The 16,009-nt window shown below is 67.9% G+C and carries 20 protein-coding genes and 2 tRNA genes; 12 read left to right on the plus strand and 10 right to left on the minus strand.

All coding sequences use genetic code 11. The annotated features are described in order from the left end of the window. Nucleotides 1–3 precede the first annotated feature (3 nt). The 4 genes from CXY79_RS15030 to CXY79_RS15045 are packed head-to-tail and all read left to right on the plus strand — an operon-like array spanning nucleotide 4 to nucleotide 3,204. The gene (locus CXY79_RS15030; RefSeq protein ID WP_104103254.1) at nucleotides 4–1,527 is read left to right on the plus strand and encodes an ABC transporter ATP-binding protein; all 1,524 of its coding nucleotides are present in this window, start codon (nucleotides 4–6) and stop codon (nucleotides 1,525–1,527) included. Next, a complete protein-coding gene (locus CXY79_RS15035) occupies nucleotides 1,524–2,306 on the plus strand; it encodes an energy-coupling factor transporter transmembrane protein EcfT (RefSeq protein ID WP_104103257.1) in 783 nt (260 codons plus the stop codon). Before CXY79_RS15030 ends, CXY79_RS15035 begins: the two co-directional genes overlap by 4 nt. Beyond that, nucleotides 2,293–2,916: an ATP-binding protein gene (locus tag CXY79_RS15040; protein ID WP_233191538.1), complete on the plus strand. Its 624-nt coding sequence runs from the start codon at nucleotides 2,293–2,295 to the stop codon at nucleotides 2,914–2,916. Before CXY79_RS15035 ends, CXY79_RS15040 begins: the two co-directional genes overlap by 14 nt. Before the next feature lie 27 nt (nucleotides 2,917–2,943). Continuing rightward, nucleotides 2,944–3,204, plus strand: a complete 261-nt coding sequence (locus CXY79_RS15045) for a hypothetical protein (RefSeq protein ID WP_104103259.1) — start codon at nucleotides 2,944–2,946, stop codon at nucleotides 3,202–3,204. 44 nt (nucleotides 3,205–3,248) lie between these two features. Here the strand turns inward: CXY79_RS15045 and CXY79_RS15050 are convergent, their stop codons facing one another. The 5 genes from CXY79_RS15050 to orn form a co-directional block, all read right to left on the minus strand. Continuing rightward, nucleotides 3,249–4,550 carry a D-alanyl-D-alanine carboxypeptidase family protein gene (locus CXY79_RS15050; protein ID WP_104103261.1) on the minus strand — a complete coding sequence of 434 codons (1,302 nt, stop codon included), beginning with the start codon at nucleotides 4,548–4,550 and terminating at the stop codon, nucleotides 3,249–3,251. A gap of 23 nt (nucleotides 4,551–4,573) precedes the next feature. Then, nucleotides 4,574–4,924 (minus strand): metallopeptidase family protein, encoded by a 351-nt coding sequence (locus CXY79_RS15055; RefSeq protein WP_104103265.1) that lies wholly within the window; start codon nucleotides 4,922–4,924, stop codon nucleotides 4,574–4,576. A 42-nt stretch (nucleotides 4,925–4,966) separates the two neighbouring features. Further along, on the minus strand, nucleotides 4,967–5,851 hold the full coding sequence (locus CXY79_RS15060; protein ID WP_158250309.1) for an ABC transporter substrate-binding protein: 885 nt from the start codon (nucleotides 5,849–5,851) through the stop codon (nucleotides 4,967–4,969). 160 nt (nucleotides 5,852–6,011) lie between these two features. Beyond that, nucleotides 6,012–6,087, minus strand: a tRNA-His gene (locus tag CXY79_RS15065). A gap of 42 nt (nucleotides 6,088–6,129) precedes the next feature. Next, complete coding sequence (gene orn, locus CXY79_RS15070; protein ID WP_104103271.1) at nucleotides 6,130–6,750, minus strand: oligoribonuclease; 621 nt, start codon at nucleotides 6,748–6,750, stop codon at nucleotides 6,130–6,132. A gap of 91 nt (nucleotides 6,751–6,841) precedes the next feature. Here orn and CXY79_RS15075 point away from each other — a divergent pair, with 91 nt between their 5' ends. From CXY79_RS15075 to nadE, 3 genes are all read left to right on the plus strand, one after another. Continuing rightward, a complete protein-coding gene (locus CXY79_RS15075; protein WP_104103273.1) occupies nucleotides 6,842–7,102 on the plus strand; it encodes a thioredoxin family protein in 261 nt (86 codons plus the stop codon). Between the two features lie 41 nt (nucleotides 7,103–7,143). After that, a tRNA-Arg gene (locus tag CXY79_RS15080) sits at nucleotides 7,144–7,216 on the plus strand. Nucleotides 7,217–7,271: 55 nt separating this feature from the next. Further along, nucleotides 7,272–8,093 carry an ammonia-dependent NAD(+) synthetase gene (nadE, locus tag CXY79_RS15085; protein WP_104103276.1) on the plus strand — a complete coding sequence of 274 codons (822 nt, stop codon included), beginning with the start codon at nucleotides 7,272–7,274 and terminating at the stop codon, nucleotides 8,091–8,093. Nucleotides 8,094–8,157: 64 nt separating this feature from the next. Here the strand turns inward: nadE and CXY79_RS15090 are convergent, their stop codons facing one another. From CXY79_RS15090 to CXY79_RS15110, 4 genes are all read right to left on the minus strand, one after another. Beyond that, nucleotides 8,158–8,856, minus strand: coding sequence for a hypothetical protein (locus CXY79_RS15090; RefSeq protein WP_104103279.1), 699 nt, complete (start codon nucleotides 8,854–8,856; stop codon nucleotides 8,158–8,160). A gap of 73 nt (nucleotides 8,857–8,929) precedes the next feature. After that, a complete protein-coding gene (locus tag CXY79_RS15095) occupies nucleotides 8,930–9,169 on the minus strand; it encodes a DNA mismatch repair protein (RefSeq protein WP_104103281.1) in 240 nt (79 codons plus the stop codon). 76 nt (nucleotides 9,170–9,245) lie between these two features. Beyond that, on the minus strand, nucleotides 9,246–10,202 hold the full coding sequence (locus tag CXY79_RS15800) for a DMT family transporter (RefSeq protein WP_158250310.1): 957 nt from the start codon (nucleotides 10,200–10,202) through the stop codon (nucleotides 9,246–9,248). A 5-nt stretch (nucleotides 10,203–10,207) separates the two neighbouring features. Beyond that, a complete protein-coding gene (locus CXY79_RS15110; RefSeq protein ID WP_104103287.1) occupies nucleotides 10,208–11,215 on the minus strand; it encodes an aldo/keto reductase in 1,008 nt (335 codons plus the stop codon). A gap of 17 nt (nucleotides 11,216–11,232) precedes the next feature. On the opposite strand from CXY79_RS15110, the gene msrA reads away from it, so the two are divergent. The 5 genes from msrA to CXY79_RS15135 all read left to right on the plus strand — a co-directional run bounded on the left by msrA (nucleotide 11,233) and on the right by CXY79_RS15135 (nucleotide 15,517). Beyond that, a complete protein-coding gene (gene msrA / locus CXY79_RS15115; RefSeq protein ID WP_104103290.1) occupies nucleotides 11,233–11,754 on the plus strand; it encodes a peptide-methionine (S)-S-oxide reductase MsrA in 522 nt (173 codons plus the stop codon). 432 nt (nucleotides 11,755–12,186) lie between these two features. After that, a complete protein-coding gene (locus tag CXY79_RS15120) occupies nucleotides 12,187–12,669 on the plus strand; it encodes a single-stranded DNA-binding protein (RefSeq protein ID WP_104103293.1) in 483 nt (160 codons plus the stop codon). Nucleotides 12,670–12,792: 123 nt separating this feature from the next. Next, nucleotides 12,793–13,326, plus strand: coding sequence for a hypothetical protein (locus CXY79_RS15125; RefSeq protein ID WP_233191539.1), 534 nt, complete (start codon nucleotides 12,793–12,795; stop codon nucleotides 13,324–13,326). Between the two features lie 5 nt (nucleotides 13,327–13,331). Then, nucleotides 13,332–15,014 carry an energy-dependent translational throttle protein EttA gene (ettA, locus tag CXY79_RS15130; protein ID WP_104103296.1) on the plus strand — a complete coding sequence of 561 codons (1,683 nt, stop codon included), beginning with the start codon at nucleotides 13,332–13,334 and terminating at the stop codon, nucleotides 15,012–15,014. Between the two features lie 8 nt (nucleotides 15,015–15,022). Further along, nucleotides 15,023–15,517, plus strand: coding sequence for a thioesterase family protein (locus tag CXY79_RS15135; RefSeq protein WP_104103299.1), 495 nt, complete (start codon nucleotides 15,023–15,025; stop codon nucleotides 15,515–15,517). A gap of 22 nt (nucleotides 15,518–15,539) precedes the next feature. Here CXY79_RS15135 and CXY79_RS15140 read toward each other — a convergent pair whose 3' ends face one another. Continuing rightward, nucleotides 15,540–15,953, minus strand: a complete 414-nt coding sequence (locus tag CXY79_RS15140; protein WP_104103301.1) for a ubiquinol-cytochrome c reductase iron-sulfur subunit — start codon at nucleotides 15,951–15,953, stop codon at nucleotides 15,540–15,542. Nucleotides 15,954–16,009 lie beyond the last annotated feature (56 nt).

Genomic DNA, 16,009 nt, shown 5'->3' on the forward strand with positions numbered 1-16,009 from the left:
GCGATGACACCGGCAGCAGCGGCATCCGTCTCGGGAGCGTCCGTCGTGGCCCGCGGCTGGGGATGGCGGCATGCCGGGCGGCGGGGCTGGGCCGTCAACGGCCTCGACCTGAGAATCGAGCCGGGCGAGCGCGTGCTGCTGCTCGGCGCCTCCGGGGCCGGCAAATCCACTCTGCTGCACGCCCTCGCCGGGGTTCTCGGCGGCGACGAGGAGGGCGAGCAGCGCGGTCAGCTGCTTGTAAACGGCGCCGAGCCGACCGCAGCGCGCGGCCAGGCCGGGCTGCTGCTGCAGGACCCTGACTCCCAGGTGATCCTGGCGCGGGTGGGCGACGACGTCGCCTTCGGCTGCGAGAACCTGGGGGTGCCCCGCGAAGAGATCTGGCGCCGGGTGAGCGACGCCCTGGACATGGTCGGCCTGAACCTGCCGCTCAGCCATCCGACGTCGTCGCTGTCGGGTGGACAGAAGCAGCGCCTCGCCCTCGCTGGGGTGCTGGCGATGCGGCCGGGGCTGCTGCTGCTCGACGAACCTACAGCGAATCTCGACCCTGGAGGCGTGCTGGATGTGCGCGATTCCGTTGCCCGCGTGCTCGAGAACTCCGCGGCGACGTTCATCGTGATCGAACATCGGGTCGCCGTCTGGCAGAACCTTGTGAACCGGGTGATCGTGCTCGACGCGGCCGGGGGAGTGCTGGCCGACGGCCATCCCGACGACGTGCTGACCAGGCAGGGGGAACGGCTCGCGGCCGCGGGTGTCTGGGTGCCCGGGCGGGGCAACGGCCTGACTGCATCGCGGCGCGAGACCAGCTCGGCGTCGGCGCCCGGCTCGGTCCCTCTGCTCCGCACGCCCGGCCTCGCGGTCGCGCGCACGCGCGTCGGCGTGCTCGCCCGGGACATCGACCTCACGGTGCACGCCGGCACCGCTCTGGCAGTCACCGGACCGAACGGCGCCGGCAAATCGACCCTGATGCTCACCCTCGCCGGCCTGCTGAAACCGGCCGGGGGAGCGGTTCTCGCGAGCCCGGAGTTCGCCGGCGGGGCCGACGAGGAACCGATCCGCTGGAAGTCCCGCCAGCTGCTCACCCGCATCGGCACCGTGTTCCAGAGCCCGGAGCACCAGTTCGTGGCCGCCACCGTGCGGGCCGAACTCGCCGTAGGGCCGCGCGCCCTCAAACGGCCGGAGGCGAACATCAATGCCCGGGTCGACGAGGTGCTGCAGCGCCTGCGCCTGGACCACCTGGCCGAGGCGAACCCGTTCACCCTCTCCGGCGGAGAGAAACGTCGGCTGTCGGTGGGCACCGTGCTGGCCACCCAGCCACGACTGCTCATGCTCGACGAGCCCACCTTCGGCCAGGACCTGCGCACCTGGCGGGAGATCGTGGCCCTGCTCGACGAACTCCTGCGGGAGGGCACCGCGGTGGTCGCCGTCTCGCACGACACCGACTTCGTGGTCGCCCTGGCTGACCGGGAGTACCATCTGACCGGGCGGGCCGGCCGCAGCGTCACGCCGCGGGCGGCGGTGTCCCGGTGAGCGTGCTGACGCCTGCCCGGGGAACCCAGGCCATCTTCCGGATCAACCCGGTCGCGAAGCTGGCCGCCGCGCTGCTGCTGGCGGGCGTGCTCATCCTCACCATCGACTGGGTCTCCGCAGTCGTCGCCCTCGCCTGCGAGTTCGTGCTCTTCTTCTGGGCCGGGCTGTCCCTGAAGGCCTTCGCGGTGCGCACCCTGCCGGTCTGGATCGCCGCACCCACCGCCGGCGTCACCACCCTGCTCTACGGGCAGGCGGCCGGGGCGGTCTATTGGTCTTTCGGGCTGGTGAACGTGACCGAGGGATCACTCGAGCTGGCCATCGCCACGACCCTGCGCATCCTCGCCATCGGACTGCCGTCGGTCGTGCTCTTCGTGACCGTCGACCCCACCGACCTGGCCGACGGCCTCGGCCAAGTCGTGAAACTGCCGGCCCGCTTCGTGCTTGGCGGTCTGGCCGGGCTGCGCCTGGTCGGCCTGTTCCTCGAGGACTGGCGCTCCCTCGAACTGGCCCGGCGGGCCCGCGGCATCGCGGACCGCGGCGTCCTGCGCCGGCTGCTCAGCCAGGCCTTCGCCCTGCTGGTGCTGTCGATCCGGCGCGGCAGCAAACTCGCGACGGCGATGGAGGCCCGCGGGTTCGGCGCCCCGGTGCGGCGCACCTGGGCCCGCCCCTCCAGCTTCCGGGGGCGCGAGGTGGCCCTGGTCGGCATCGGTCTGGCCGTGGCCCTGCTCTCGGTGAGCGTCTCCGTGGCGACGGGAAGCTGGAACTTTGTCCTCACCTGATCTGCCCACGGCCGCCCTCGAACCGGCCGCCCCCGATCCGGTCGGTGACCGACGGATGCTGCTGGCCCCCGTGCTCCGCGACCTTGCCGCCGCCGGGGTGGCGCCCGTCGTTCTCATCGACGGGCCGAGCGGCGCCGGCAAGAGCACCCTCGCCGACGCGCTCGTCGTCGCCTGGCCGGGACCGCTCCGGCCCACCCTGGTGCGGCTGGACGACATCTACCCCGGCTGGCAGGGGCTGGACGCCGCCGTCACGCACCTGCGCGAACAGGTGCTCGCCCCGAGAAGACTGGGCCGGCCCGCCGCCTGGCGGCGCTATGACTGGGAGCGGCGCGAGTCGGCAGAATGGCACCCGGTCGACCCGGCCCGCCCGCTGATCGTGGAGGGCTGCGGAACCCTGGCGGCCGCCCACGCGCCACTCAGCGACATCCGGGTCTGGCTGGCCGCCGACGACCGCATCCGCAAGCAGCGGGCCCTCGCCCGGGACGGCGAACTGTTCCGGTCGCACTGGGACCAGTGGGAAGCGGGCTGGGACGCTTACCGAGAGCGGGAGGCGCCCGAGCGGCAGGCGACGATCCGGCTGGCCGGGACCCCGGACATCCGTCGCCCGTAAGTCGGTGCCCGGGACTAGGTTGGAGGTATGGCTGATCAAGGTGCTGAAAATGTCGTTTACACCGCGGAATTCATTGACGGTCCCCTCGCGGGCCAGGTCGACACCCGGGTGCTGATCCAGGGCAAACATGACGCCCGGGTCAGCATGATGGCCGCCGTCGAGGGGGTCGAAACGCTGTTCTGGTACGACGAGGAGGACGTGCGCGATGTGCAGGGCCGCGTGCACGTGCGCTACCGGTTCGACGCGGGCGAGAGCGACCCGTTCCTGCCGACCGGCGAGCGCGAGTAGCCGCAGACCAGTAGCCGGCGGGCGGTCGCGGCAGCCTTTCGCCGCTAGCGGTCCGCGGCGATCAGCGCCGAGATCATCGGCACGGGGTGCAGGAGCCGCCAACCGAGGCCCGGCGCGCTGATCGTGCGGTCGAGCACCAGCGTCGACGTCACCTCGGTGCCCCCGGTCTCCACCGTGACCCGGCCGACGGTCTTGCCCGCCCGGCCGGTCGACACCGTCTCCAGGATCACCTCCGCGTCGCCCGGCGCCTGGGCCAGCCAGCCGTACGTCGTCGTGGCCGTGCGCACGGTTCCGGAGGCCTCGGCCCCCCACGGTGTGCTGAACTCCACGTAGGCGTCACCCTGGGCGAGGGTTGGCAGCTCGCGTACCCCGGCGCGGGCGCTCTCCATCAGGACGGTGACGTCACTGGTCAGGGTGTCGTAATCGGGTTCGCCGAGCAGGGCACCGGCAAAGGTGTAGGTCGAGTCCGGGCCCTGCACCTGACCGGTGAAGAGAAAACAGACGCCCGCCCCGTCCGTGTAGCTGCGGGTGATGCCGGTGACGCCCTCCTCGGCCAGGAACGCCGTGGTGTTGTCCACGCCGCGCTGGCCCACCAGGGCGGAGGCCGGCTGGGAGAGGATGGCACCGATCACCGGGTCGGCGGCGGCCAGGCCGGCCAGCCGGGCAAGGTCGGTGGCCGTTCCGACGCTTTCGTCGTTGAGCCCGGTGGCGTCGGCGACACGAGTGCCGTCGAGGCCCTGCTTGCCCAGCCAGGCGTTGGCGGCGGCGCTGTAGGCGTCGAGGGAGCCGAAGGCCCAACGCGCCAGCGTGTCGGCGTGATTGTTGCTGGAGCCGAGGATCATCGCCTGGAGCAGCTCGGTCTCGGTCCACAGTTCGCCCGGGAAGACCACGACGGTGCGGGCACCGGAATTGCCGTAGTCGATGTAGTCCTGGTAATCCGCGGCCGTGATCGGGATCTGAGGCCCCGTCTCACCAAGGGTCAGCGGTTTCGCGTCGAGCACGACCAGGGCGGTCACGATCTTCGTCGCCGCGGCCATCGGCAGCGGTTCGGCCGTGCCGGCCACGGCGAGAGGCAGGGTGGTGGCGAGAGCGTCGGCGTCCAGCGCCGTCGTCTCCGGGAAGGCCGGATCGGGTGTGACCGTGGCCAGGCCGATGACGGCGCTGCCGCCGGTGGCCGGCAGCGCGGGCGGGAACGGAACCGACTCGCCGGCCGCCGGCGTGACCAGCGTGGCGGTGGCCTCAGGCAACGGCCCCAGTAGGGTGGCCGGCCCGTAGACGCCGACGGACAGGATGACGAGGGCGCCGACCGTGGCGCCGATGACGCGGGCAGGCCGGGATCTACTCATGACGCAAGGCTAACGGTGGTTGGTCATCCCCAGCCGAGGTCGTGCAGCCTGTCGTCGTCGATGCCGTAGAAATGGGCGATCTCATGCACCAGAGTGATGTGCACCTGGTCGCGCAACTCCTCGAGATCCGCGCAGAGGTCCAGCAGCGGCTCCCGGTAGAGCACGATCCGGTCCGGCATCTCACCGAAGCCGTACTGCCCGCGCTCCGTCAGGGCAACCCCGTCATAGAGCCCGAGGGTGTCCATCGTGCCGTCTTCGGGTCGGTCCTCGACCACGAAGATCACGTTGTCCAGGCCGTCGACCATGTCGTCGGGCAGGAGGTCGAGCTCGTCGACGACGAGACGCTCGAACTCCTCGTGAGTCGGCTGCGGCATCCGTTCAGCATCTCACATTCGTTCAGCCTCTCAGGGAGCCGGTCAGCCGTTGATCGTGATGGTGCTCAGGCCGCCGTCGGTGACGCCCCAGGTCTTGAGGATCTCGCCGTAGGAGCCGTCGTCGACCATGGACTGCAGGGCAGCCTGCACGGCCGCTGCCATCCCGGAGTCCTTCGCCACGGCCATGCCGTACGGTGCCTCGTCGAAGGAGGTGCCGGCCTTCTGCAGCTTGCCCGCGGTCTGCTGGATCGCGTAGAGGGTGACCGGGGAGTCTGCGCTGAAGGCGTCGGCCTGGCCGAGCACAGTGGCGTTCGTGGCCAGGTCCTGGGTGTCGAACTTGAGCTTGTCGATCGGGGGCTTTCCGGCGGCGACGCAGGCGGCGCTCTTGGCCGGGATTTCGTCGGTGTCCTCGTAGGTGGTGGACTGCACGGCGATCTTCAGGCCGCAGGCGTCGTCGGGGTCGACGGTGGTGCCGGTGGCGGAGGCCCACTGGATGCCGGCCGTGTAGTAGTTGACGAAGTCGACCTGCTCCTGGCGCTTCAGGTTGACGGTGAAGGACGAGTTTCCCAGGTCCATCTCGCCGCCGATGATGCTCGGGATGATGGTGTCGAAATTCGCGACCTTGTAGTCGGCGGTCAGACCCAACTTCGCGGCAACCGCGGCGCCGAGTTCGACTCCCCAGCCGATCGGGTTGCCGGAATCGTCCTTGAACTCGTTGGGGGAGTAATTCGGGCTCGTTCCGATCACGAGCGTGTCGGAGGCGCGGACCTTCTCCGGGAGCAGCGCCGAGGCGGCGGCATCTTCGGTCACGGTCTTGGCGGGCGCGGTGGCGTCGGCTCCGGGAACCGGCACAGTGTTGTCGACGCAGCCGGTGAGCAGGAGGGCGGCCACCGCAGCGACGGCGGGGAGGGCGAAACGAGCACGCATGGAGAGATCCCTTTCAGCTGTCCCGGACGCCGTTGGACCGCGGGGAGGCCGAGGCGAGGACACCATTTCGGTGCGGCGTTTCGATGCCGGAAATGCGAACGCGCGGCCGAATCCGAGGGCCCGGTCGCGCGTTCGATGGACTGTTTCTGCGTGTTTCAATTGGGGTGAGTAACGGGGCTTGAACCCGCGGCCTTCCGGACCACAACCGGATGCTCTACCAGCTGAGCTATACCCACCATGCGCTGCTTTCTCACAGAGAAGGCAACTTGACAAGTGTATTACATGTTCGCAGCGAAAATGTTCACGGCTTCGGCCGCGCTGTTCTTCGCCTGTTGGCTGGACGGCCCGGGGTCGGCCACGAACACGGTTTGGCGGTAGTACGCCAGTTCGCGGATGGATTCGAGGATGTCAGCCAGGGCGCGGTGTCCGCCGTCTTTCGCGGGGGCGTTAAAGTAAACCCGCGGGTACCAGCGGCGTGCGAGTTCCTTGATCGAGGACACGTCGACGTTGCGGTAGTGCAGCTGGGCGTCGAGGCGAGGCATGAATTTCATCAGGAAGGCCCGGTCGGTGCCGATGGAATTTCCCGCCAGCGGAGCCCTCTGCTCGGCCGGGATGAACTGCAGTACGTATTCCAGCACCAGGGTCTCGGCCTCGGCGGCGCTGATTCCGTTCGGGATCTCGTTGATCAGCCCGCTGGTCTCGTGCATGTTGCGCACGAAGTCGTTCATGTTCTCCAGCGACGCCTGATTCGGCTTGATGATGAGGTCGAGTCCCGGGTCGATGATGTTCAGGTCGTAATCGGTGATCACTACAGCGATCTCCACCAACTCGTCGGAATCAATGTCCAAACCGGTCATCTCGCAGTCAATCCACACCAACCGGTCACTACTTTTTTTCATGTGCCGAGTCTAACGGCGGACGCCGACCGGCCCTGTTGCGCTGATCCCGGCAGCGGTGCGACTGAGACGTTCGCTCCGTAGACTACCTCGCATGGAATTGACGTACTTCTCCTCCGCCTTCTGTGAGCCCTGCATGCAGACCCGGGCAGTCCTGGCCGAGGTCGAACGCCTCGTGCCCCAGGCGACCGTGCGTGAGCTCGACGTGGTGCGGGACGTCGCGGAAGCCGAGGCCGACGGCATCCGGATCACCCCCACGGTGATCATCCGGGACGCGGCCGGGATCGAGGTCTTCCGGGCCACGGGTGTGCCGACACTCGCCCAGGTGCTCGTGGCGGCCGCGAAGGCCGTTTGAGCGCCGGCGGGCCGGGTCTGCGGTATTGTTGATCGTTCTTCGCCCCCGTAGCTCAGTGGATAGAGCAGCGGCCTTCTAATCCGCTTGTCGTAGGTTCGATTCCTACCGGGGGCACCGCACAACACCCGTGAATCCTGTTGCTCTACCCTCGGTTTGGTAGATTCGGGAAATGCGAGAACTACAGGCGCGAATCATCGCGGAGCTGAACGTGTCCCCCCATATCGATGCATCCTCCGAGGTTCGCCGCAGAGTGCAGTTCCTCGCGGACTACCTGGTCCGAACGGGGGCACAGGGCCTCGTGCTCGGCATCAGCGGGGGTCAGGATTCCAGCCTGGCCGGCCGTCTGTGTCAGCTGGCCGTGGAGCAGCTCGCCGAGGCGGGACATTCGGCCATCTTCCAGGCCGTGCGCCTGCCGTACCGGGTGCAGCGGGACGAGGAGGACGCGCAGCTCGCCCTGGAATTCATTCGTCCTGCGTCGACCGTCACCTTCGACATCAAGCGGGCCGTCGACGGTATCGAAGCGGAATTCGCCGATGCGACGGGCCGCCCGCTGCCGGACTTCGACAAGGGAAACGTCAAGGCCCGGGTGCGCATGGTCGCCCAGTATGCCCTCGCCGGCTCGGCCGGCCTGCTGGTCGTGGGCACCGACCACGCCGCCGAGGCGGTCACGGGATTCTTCACCAAGTACGGCGACGGCGGCACGGACATCCTGCCGCTGACCGGACTGACCAAGCGTCAGGGGCGAGCGCTTCTGGTCGAGCTGGGGGCGCCGGACCGGTTATACCTCAAGGCGCCGACTGCCGACCTTCTCGACGACAACCCCGGCCAGACCGACGAGGCCAACCTGGGGTTGCGGTACGAGCAGATCGACGACTTCCTGGAAGGGCTGCCCGTCGACGATCTCGTCGCCGAGACGATCGAGAACCGCTACCTCGGCACCGAGCACAAGCGCCAGGTCCCGGCATCGATGTTCGACGAGTGGTGGCGCTGACTCGTGAGAGCTGTGAGCCGCCGCCGCCGCCTCGCTCGGGAGCGCGGCGGCGGCTCACGGACGTCTAGCTCTGGAGCGGGGTGGGGCGCACTTCCAGTGCCTGCACGTCGTCGAGGAGGCGCTGGGTCTCCGTCGACGCCGAGGCCGTTCCAGACGCATATTGTAGCGGGGCAGGCACGGGCGCGGCCGGCGCGGCGGTGAACTGGTCGTGGTGCTGCTGGGCGGTCCAGGCATCCTGCTCGGCGAGGAGGTTCTTCTCGGTGCTGTTCTTGGAGACCTTCCACCGGTCGAGGTCGCTCTGGAAGATCTTGCGGGTGCGGCCCGGCTTGTCCTGCCATTCGACCAGGCGGTCGCGGAACTCGAGCAGCGCGGGCTCGAGCTGGTACCCGAACGTGGCCGAGGTGCGCTTGAGCTCAGCGAGTTGATGCGCGGCCCAGTTCGCGGCGACGCCCGAACCCTTGATCGGCAGGAGGCGCAGCTGCACGTCGGCCTGGCCCACCGCGCGGTCCGCCATGACCTGCTCCTGCGGCGTGAGCGAGTTCCAGACGGATGCCTCGGTCGCGGCATCCACGAGGGTGCCGATCACGGCCGCCTTGAGAGCCCGGTCGTTCTGCGCCAAGAGGCGTTTGATCGCCCCGCGGGAGATCACCGCCGCCAGAAGGCTGGCGACGACGATCGAGACGATGAGCACCACGGCGCTGAAAACCATGGACTGATTGCTGGCTGCCGTGAGCCAGGATACGAAACTATTCCACCACTGCATGAGCGCACTTTACCGGCGTCTCGTCCCGATCTCCGGGAGCGGCGCGGCGTGCCCTGCGGGGAGGTGCGCGCAGTCAGCGGAAGCAGTCGGCCGCGTCGTCAATGCGCCAGAACGAACCGACGTTCATTGTGCGGGTGGCGGCGAGCAGGCGCCGCGCAGCGAAGTGGTCGCCGTCGACCTCGGTGCGCCGCTCGATGTGCCCGAGCACCATGCCGGACCGGTTCGAGACCCGCCAGAGGCCGTCTTTCACGGGAACAAACTGCAGACCGCGGATGACCGGCAGTCGGGGAAGTGGGGACGCTGGTGTGGACATGGAATTCTCCGAGATCGACCGTACGCGGGTGAGGGTCCCCTCAGGCTACGGAGAGCCACCGACAGTGGTTTCGGCGCTACCGCAGAGGTCCGTTCAGCAAAACCATGTCCTGGCTGGCCAGGTCGAGGTCCACAACCCGGTTCGGACGTGCGGTCTGGGCGACGACGATGCCCGCGAGCACAAGGACCACCCCCGCCATCTGCAGCCCGTCGAGGGACTCGCCGAGCCAGTGGAACGCGAACGCGAAGGCGAAGATCACCTCCGAGGCAGACACGATGCCGGCCGCCGTGGCAGTCAGTCGGCCGAGCGCCATGTACGAGAACAGATACGGGGCGAAGGAGCCGAACACGCCGTTCCACAGCGTCAGCAGCCACAGCGGGAGAGACACCGCCCCGAGGTTGCCGTTCAACGCGACATCCTGAACCAGGGTCTGCGGCTCGACCTGCCACCAGGCGCTGAACACGAGCCAGAACGCGCTGGCGAAAAGCATGGACCAGAACGACACGGCCAGTGGCGAGGTCGCGGCGACCTGCCGCTCCCCGACCAGGAAATACACTGCCAGGCAGATTGCGGCGAGGATTCCCGCCAGCACACCCAGTTCAGAGAGGGTGCTGGCCCAGATCTGGGCGACGACGGCCATGCCGATCAGAACGCAGCCGATGGCCAGCCAGATGCGGGATTTGACCCGCTCCTTGAAGACGAACCGGGCGACCAGGGCGACGATCAGCACCCCGGTGTACTCGAGCATGAGCGCGATGCCCACCGGCAGCAGACTGATCGCCACTGCGTAGAACCACTGGATCAGGGCGACCCCGGCCACCCCCAGGATGGCCATTACCGCGAGCTGGCGCAGGCTGATGCGGAACGCCCGCCGGTTGGTCACGAGCAACAGACCGCCGGCCAGGAGGGCGACGACCGTGACCCGGAAGAAGGTCAGCTGAGCCGGGGACAGGCCCGCATCCACGATCACCTTGGTGGTGCTGCCGTTGAGGCCGAAAAGCAGCGACGCGAGGAGAGCGTAGAGATAGCCCACTTCGCTCAGCCCAGACCGGTGCCGTGCACGGCGTACGGTTCGATCTCGTCGATTTCGATCTGGGTGAGAGGCGGGGCATCCAGGGCCGCCACGGTCTGCTCGAGCTGGTTCAGGCTGCTCGCGCCGACCAGCACGCTGGTCACCGACGGCTGGCGCAGGATCCAGGTGACCGCCAGCTGGGCCAGCGTCTGGCCGCGCGCGGCGGCAATCTCGTTCAGGGCGCGGGCACGGCCCTGGTAGGTGTCGGTGAGAACGTCTTCCGACAGGAAATCGCTCGTCGCGACCCGCGAGCCTGCCGGAACGGTGCCGTCCAGGTAGCGGTCGGTGAGAAGTCCCTGTGCGAGCGGCGAGAAGACGATGCTGCCCATGCCGAGCTCGTCGAGCACGGGGAAGAGCCCGTCTTCGATGTGGCGGTCGAACATCGAGTAACGCGGCTGGTGGATCAGGAGGGGGATCTTGTGCTCGGCCAGCGCCGCCGCCGCGGCCCGCGTCTGCTCGGGGGTGTAGCTGGAGATGCCGACATAGAGGGCCTTTCCCTGCTGCACCGCCGACGCCAGCGTGCCCATGGTCTCCTCGATGGGAGTCTCCGGGTCCGGCCGGTGGGAGTAGAAGATGTCGACGTAGTCGACGCCGAGCCGGCCCAGGCTCGCGTCGAGGGAGGAGAGCAGGTACTTGCGAGAACCGAAGTCGCCGTAGGGGCCCGGCCACATGTCGTAGCCGGCCTTGCTGGAAATGATCATCTCGTCGCGGTAGGCCCGGAAATCTTCGGCGAAGATGCGGCCGAAGTTGGTCTCGGCGGCTCCGGGAGGAGGACCATAGTTGTTGGCCAGGTCGAAGTGGGTGACCCCCAGGTCGAAGGCACGGCGCAGGATGGCGCGTTGGGTCTCGATCGGGCGCTCGTGGCCGAAGTTGTGCCAGAGGCCGAGAGACAGCGCCGGCAGTTTGAGGCCGCTCCGTCCGACGCGTCGGTAGGTCATGTCGGCATAGCGGTTCGGAGCTGGCACGAAGGTCATGCCGTTACTCTAGGGGTGTGCAAACTTTTGTGGTCGCAGGTGGATGTTTCTGGTGTCTCGATGCCGTGTATCGGGTGCTGCGTGGCGTGAGCGAGGTGGTTTCCGGGTATACCGGGGGAGGGGCTCAACGGCCAACGTATGAGTCGGTGTGCACGGGCCGTACCGGCCACGCCGAGGCCATCGCCGTGACGTTCGACCCGGAGGTCATCCCGGCCAGCGTCATCCTCGACGTGTTCTTCTCGCTGCACGACCCGACCCAGCTGAACCGCCAGGGCGCCGACGTGGGCACCCAGTACCGGTCGGCGATGTTCTATGCCGACGACGCGCAGAAGCGGCTCTTCGAAACCGCTCGCACTCGCGCCGCCGAATGGTGGGGCGGCGGCGTCGTCACCACGATCGATCCGCTCGGCGAATACTTCGTGGCCGAGGACCACCACCAAGACTTCTTCGCCAAAAACCCAGGTCAGGGCTACTGCATGGCCGTCGCGCTGCCCAAGGTGAACAAGATCCGCAAGTCCCACGCCGAATACCTCCTCTAGCAGCGCGAGTTCGTGTATTCGTAGGCGGCGAGTATCGCCCAGCGCGGCGAAATGAACGGGTTTTCTAGCTGCCGTGCCAGCGCCGCCGAGACCGCCGTGCGGAAACCCGGAGCCAAACGAATTCGACGGAGATTTTGCCCAAAGCGGCACTAGAAACTGGGAAAGAGCGCTTTCACAGGAGAATCTCCGTCGAATTGGTTCGACACCGACCGCGGCGCGCACCCGGACCCTCTCCGTCAGAAGCGAGCCCAGCCCTCCCCAGCTGCGGGGGGCGGTCATTCGGCACAGGTTCCGGATGCCGCGGCCGCGCGTCGTCCTGCCGCCGCACACTCGGAGTACGCGATCTGGGGCGGCGGAGACGGGCACGAGCCGTCGCTCCAGGTCGCGTGTTCCGGGCATTCGTCCGGGGCTCACAGGATGAGGGAGACCGTAATGAGCGACAGCATCACCGTGACCGGAATCGTGGCCACCACGCCCCGTCACCTCGTGACCAGTTCGGGGCTGGCCATCACGTCGTTTCGGCTGGCATCAAGCCAGCGTCGCTTTGACCGTGTGAAACAGACCTGGGTTGACGCCGAGACCAACTGGTACACGGTGTCCTCCTTCCGGCAGCTCGCCCACAACGTGGAGCGCTCGGTGCAGAAGGGTGAGCACGTAGTCGTGGCGGGGCGGTTGCGCATCCGGCCGTGGGAAAATGCCGACCGCAACGGTACCTCGGTCGAGGTCGAGGCAGAGACCGTCGGGCACGACCTGGCCTGGTGCAGCACCGTCTACACGCGCTCGCCGCCGCCCGGCGCAGCGTCGGCGCCACATCCGACCGAGCCCACGGACGGCTTCCTACCTGCCGATACTGACGACGCACCCCCGATGCGCGACGAGGCAGAGTCCGCGGCGCTAGTCGGGGTCGATTCCTGATGGCGGCAACTCGGCACAGTGTCCGGCACAGTCACCGGGACAGTGACCGGAATAGACTCTCGGGGACACGGGGCATCTGGCAGACTCAGAGGTCTGACCGCACCGCGGTCGCGGAAGGACCACGTGCCGGCACCATCAGATCGGGAAACCCGGAGACGTCGAACCGGCATCCGTTCCCCACGCACCGGTAGCGCGTTGCTGCTCGGGCTGGCCGTCACGGTCAGCCTCGCGGCCTGCTCGGCGGCACCGGCCGCGACTCCCTCGAGCACGGCCACGGCGTCGGCGTCGGCTCGTCCGACCGCGAGCGCGGCGCCCATACCCGCGCCGCAGCTACAGCCGGAGAAGGATGCCGCGGCGAACCTGGCCTACTTCGACAGCGTCGCCACGGCGGTCGTCACCGCTGACGAGAATGCCGGCGGGCGGGCATTCGTGGACGCGCTGGGGGCCTCCGGCTTCGACCGGGCCCAAATGGAGGTTACCTTCGACGAGACCAACATCGACCTCCCAGCGGACTCTATCCAGTTCTCCGTTCGGTTCAACGGCGAATGCCTGATCGGGCAGAACGGACCGGCCACGGGCGGGTACCACAGCGCGGTCACGGCGATCCTCGCATCCGGAACGTGTCTGGTCGGGGCCACGCGGCAAATAGACTGGTAAGCACTATGGCTGAATTTATCTACACGATGGTCCGCGCTCGCAAGGCGGTCGGCGACAAACTGATCCTCGACGACGTCACCATGTCGTTCTTCCCCGGCGCCAAAATCGGTATCGTGGGGCCGAACGGCGCCGGAAAATCCACGATCCTGAAGATCATGGCCGGGCTGGACACCCCCAGCAACGGCGAGGCGAAGCTCTCGCCCGGCTACTCGGTCGGCATCCTGATGCAGGAGCCCGAACTCGACGAGACCAAGACGGTCCTCGAGAATGTGCAGGAGGGCGTCGGCCCGATCAAGGCCAAGGTCGACCGGTTCAACGAGATCAGCCTCGCGCTCGGCGAACCCGACGCGGACTTCGACGCACTGCTGGCCGAAATGGGCACGCTGCAGGAGGCCATCGACGCCGCCGACGCCTGGGACCTCGATTCCCAGCTGGAGCAGGCCATGGACGCCCTCCGCACCCCGCCGGGCGATTACTCCGTCGCCGACCTCTCCGGCGGTGAGAAGCGCCGCGTGGCGCTGACCAAGCTGCTGCTGCAGAAGCCCGACCTGCTCCTCCTTGACGAGCCCACCAACCATCTCGACGCCGAAAGCGTGCTCTGGCTCGAGCAGCACCTGGCCCAGTACCCCGGCGCCGTTCTCGCCGTCACCCACGACCGGTACTTCCTCGACCACGTGGCCGAGTGGATCGCCGAAGTCGACCGCGGCCACCTGTACCCCTACGAGGGCAACTACTCGACCTACCTCGAGAAGAAGCAGGAACGGTTGCTCATCGCGGGCAAGAAGGACGCGAAGATGGCCAAGCGCCTCGCGGACGAGCTCGAATGGGTGCGCTCGAATGCGAAGGGCCGCCAGGCAAAGTCGAAGGCGCGTCTCGCCCGCTACGAAGAGATGGCGGCAGCGGCCGAAAGCACCCGCAAGCTTGACTTCGAAGAGATCCAGATTCCCGTCGGCCCGCGCCTCGGTGCCCAGGTCATCGACGCCAAGAAGGTCAAGAAGGGCTTCGGCGACCGGGTCCTCATCGAGGATCTCTCCTTCACCCTCCCGCGCAACGGCATCGTCGGCATCATCGGCCCCAACGGCGTGGGCAAGACCACGCTGTTCAAGACGATTGTCGGACTCGAGCCACTGGACCTGGGTGAACTGAAGATCGGCGAGACGGTCGACATCTCCTACGTCGACCAGAGCCGCGCGGGCATCGACCCGAACAAGTCGCTTTGGGAGGTCGTCTCCGACGGCCAGGACTATATCCAGGTCGGCAAGACCGAGATCCCGTCGCGGGCCTACGTGTCCACATTCGGCTTCAAGGGTCCCGACCAGCAGAAGAAGGCCGGCGTGCTCTCCGGTGGTGAGCGCAACCGCCTCAACCTGGCGCTCACCCTCAAGCAGGGCGGCAACCTGCTGCTGCTCGACGAGCCCACCAACGACCTGGACGTCGAAACCCTCGGCTCGCTCGAGAACGCGCTCCTTGAATTCCCCGGCTGCGCCGTGGTCATCACCCACGACCGGTGGTTCCTTGACCGAATCGCCACGCACATCCTCTCCTATGAGGGCACCGACGAAGACCCGGCGAACTGGTACTGGTTCGAGGGCAACTTCGAGTCGTACGAGCAGAACAAGATCGAACGCCTTGGCCCGGATGCCGCGAAACCGCACCGGTCCGCGTACCGCAAGCTGACCCGCGACTAGGACCCGCGGTGAAGCTGCGCGTGCCGGTGAAGTTGCGCTGGTCGGATCTGGACGCCTACGGCCACGTCAACAACGCCGAGTTGTTGCGTGTGCTCGAGGATGCGCGCATCCAGGCGTTCTGGCCGGATGAAGACGGCGACGGCCCCGGGGCGTTCGCCGGCACCGCCGTGCTGGACGGGCGCCCGGGCGCGGCGACGCTGACCCTGATCGCGCGGATGGAGGCCGAGTATCTGGCTCCGATTCCGTATCTGAGGCAGCCTCTGGACATCCGTCTCTGGCTCGGCAAGCTCGGTGGCGCCAGCCTCGAGGTCTGCTACGAGGTCTGGACTCCGATCGGCCTGGAGCCAGCGGTTCTCTTCGCGCAGGCGAGCACCACAATCGTGTTGGTGGACGCCGCGACCGAGCGGCCGCGCAAGATCAACGAGGTCGAGCGCGCCGCTTGGGCTCCATACGTAGACGAACCCATCCGATTCACCCGGCGCGCGTCCCTGCCGGCTGAGTAGGCCGGCCCGGACGCAGTCCGCCTCAGCCGGCGGTGACGGCGTCGCCGGTGACGGTGACCTTCACCGACGCCAGCGGTTCGGTCGCCGGTCCGGCGAGGGCCTCGCCGGTGGCACGGTCGAACTTCGAGCCGTGGCAGGGGCAGTCGAACTCGTCCTTTACCGCTTTGACCACGCAGCCCTGGTGGGTGCAGATCGCGCTGAACGCCACCACGGTGCCGGCCGTGGGCTGGCTGATCAGGATGGGCTTGCCATCGAGGGAGGCCTCGATCGAACCGCCCACGGGGATGTCGGCGAGCTTGGCTAACTCCACCGGGCCAATGTTGCCGGTGCCGGAATCTGCGGCGCCGTCGGTGCTGCAGCCGACCAGTGCGACGGCGGTGCCAGCGGTGCCGAGCAGGAGCGCGGTGCGGCGGGAGATGTCGGTGGCGTTCGTCATGGTTCTCCTCGATCGGGCGGGCGTTCAGAGATGCTCAGAGACGCTCAGAGCATGTG

Origin of the sequence: Cryobacterium sp. M96 (assembly GCF_002929845.1) — a bacterium.
Lineage (GTDB): Bacteria > Actinomycetota > Actinomycetes > Actinomycetales > Microbacteriaceae > Cryobacterium > Cryobacterium sandaracinum.